Here is a 2630-nt window from a genome sequence, read left to right as displayed (position 1 = left end):
TCCCGTTCGGCGGCTTCCCTTGGGGCCGCATCGCATTCGGTCAATCCGACGGGCCGCTGCTGCCTCTGGCTGCGGTGATCGGCGCGCCGGGGTTGTCGTTCGTCGTGGTGCTGATCGGGTCCGCTCTGGCCGGCGTCGTTGCCTCCGGTCGCATCACCCGCAGAACTGCAGCAGCGTCGTGCATCGGTGTGGCCACTGCTGTAGGGGCGCTCACGGTGGTGGCTCCACTGTTCGCTCCGCCGCAGCAGGACACGGTCACCGTCGCCTTGGTGCAAGGCAACGTCCCGCGTCTCGGTCTCGACTTCAACGCCCAACGACGCGCGGTTCTCGACAACCATGTTCAGCGCACCATCGAGCTCGCCGCCGACATCGACTCCGGCCGCGTACGCGCACCCGACCTGGTCATCTGGCCGGAGAACTCCTCCGACATCGATCCCCTGCGCAACCCCGACGCCGCCGCACGTATCGACGCCGCGGCCCGCGCCGTCGGAGTCCCCGTACTCGTCGGCACGGTTCTCCGCCGAGACGACGGCACCACGAGCAACACCTCGATCGTGTGGGATCCCGTCACCGGGCCCGGGCAGAGGCACGACAAGCGGCAACTGGTGCCGTTCGGGGAGTACCTGCCGATGCGCACGATCGTCACCGCACTCTCTCCCTATGCCGCCCAGGCAGGAAACTTCACCCCGGGCCAGGGCAACGGCGTCCTCGACCTCGCCGGAGTGCACGTCGCGGTGGCCACCTGCTACGAGGTCGCCTTCGACTCGTTGCTCACCGACTCCGTGCGCGCCGGTGCCCAGCTGATCGCAGTGCCCACCAACAACGCCACTTTCGGTCGGACGAACATGACCTATCAACAACTCGCCATGTCGCGGGTACGAGCGGTCGAACACGGGCGCAGCGTCGTCGTGTCGGCCACCAGCGGCGTCAGCGCCGTCATCGATGCACGCGGGGAGGTCGTCGAGCGCACGGAGCTGTTCACCCCCGCAGCTGTCGTCACCGAGGTGTCACTGAGCACCACCCTCACCCCGGCGACGATCACCGGCAGCGTTCCGGAATGGATTGCCGCCACCGGCGCTGGTGCAGCACTGGCGTTCTCGCTGCTGCGCCGACCACGCTCCATCACACCGAACCCCGCAAACTACTATGTCGCGTAGTATTTAGATGGTGGTCGGTGAAGGGCGTGCGGAGATGACGATCGACGAACACCCCCGTGCGCACTCGCCGGGACTGGTGCGCAGAACAGTGGCGATGCTGCGCAACCGGTGGCGACAACTGACGTCGATGCGGACAGCGTTGGTGCTGCTGTTCCTCCTCGCCGCCGCAGCTGTCCCCGGCGCTTTGCTGCCGCAGCGCAATCTCAATACCCAGGCCGTCGATTCTTTCATTGCCGCGCGTCCGGTTCTCGGGCCGGTGATGGACACGCTGGAATTGTTCGACGTGTTCGCGAGTTCCTGGTTCACCGCGATCTACGTCCTGTTGTTCGTGTCGCTGATCGGCTGTCTGACTCCCCGGTTGATCGAGCACGGCAAAGCTCTTCGCGCACAACCTGTTCGAGTACCGCGAAACCTCACTCGACTACCGTTGCATCATTCGGGCACCCTCGCCGGTGACCCCGAGAAGGTGATCGCCGACATCGCGCGGCACTTGAAAGGGTGGCGTACCGCCGTTCGACCCGAGCCCGATGGGGCACTGACTCTCTCGGCGGAGAAGGGCTACACCCGCGAGGCCGGGAACCTGCTGTTTCACTTCTCGCTGATCGGTCTGCTCGCGGCCATCGCGATCGGCAAACTGTTCGGCTACGAAGGCTCGGTCATCGTCATCGCCGACAACGGGCCCGGTTTCTGCAACACCTCGCCCGCGATCTACGACTCCTTTCGCGCCGGCAACAGCACCGACGGCACCGGACTCGAGCCGTTCTGTATCCGGGTCAGAGATTTCACCGCCGACTACCTCGAGAACGGTCAGGCCGAGATGTTCACCTCGAACATCTCCTACCAGAGCGCCGACGACATCGCCGCCGACACCTGGCGCGACTATCAACTCAAAGTCAACGAACCCCTCCGGCTCGGCGACGAACGCATCTACCTCACCGGACACGGCTACGCCCCCGAGTTCACCGTCACCTTCCCCGACGGCCAGACCCGCACCGAAGCGCTGCAGTTCCGCCCCGACGACGCCACCACGTTCCTCAGCAGCGGCGCGCTGCGATTCGACCCACCCGGGGGGACCTACGCCACCGCCGAGGAGCGCCGCCGAGGGCAGATCGCCATCGAAGGACTCTTCGCGCCCACCGCGCAATTCAACGGCAACCTGCTCTCCTCCCGCTTCCCGGAACTGGTCGATCCCGCGGTGGCAGTGGACATCTACAAAGGCGACACCGGTCTCGACACCGGCATCCCGCAGTCGATCTTCTCCCTGGACCAGGAGATGATCAACCAGGGCCGGCTGGTCAAGCAGGACCGGGTCAACCTGCGGCCCGGAGAATCGACGACCCTCTCCGACGGCACCGTCGTCCGGTTCGACGGTGCCAAGGAATTCGCGAACCTCCAGGTCGGATACGACCCCGCGCAGCGGTGGGTGCTCGTGTTCGCGGTCACGATGATGACCGGACTACTGGTGTCCCTGGT

2 protein-coding genes are annotated in these 2630 nt (G+C 65.9%); both read left to right on the top strand.

All coding sequences use genetic code 11. The features are described 5' to 3' along the window. Positions 1-1157: apolipoprotein N-acyltransferase (gene lnt / locus MTX34_RS25400; RefSeq protein ID WP_052061606.1), on the top strand; the 1157-nt coding region annotated here is incomplete at its 5' end. 34 nt (positions 1158-1191) lie between these two features. After that, positions 1192-2630 (top strand): cytochrome c biogenesis protein ResB (locus MTX34_RS25395; RefSeq protein ID WP_032400877.1); only part of this gene is annotated, 1439 nt, incomplete at its 3' end.

The sequence above is a fragment of the Rhodococcus sp. ARC_M5 genome (genome assembly GCF_022810405.1).
GTDB classification, from domain to species: domain Bacteria; phylum Actinomycetota; class Actinomycetes; order Mycobacteriales; family Mycobacteriaceae; genus Rhodococcoides; species Rhodococcoides navarretei.
The sequence above is the reverse complement of the archived record's forward strand: the minus strand, read 5'-3'. Positions and strand labels throughout refer to the sequence as shown.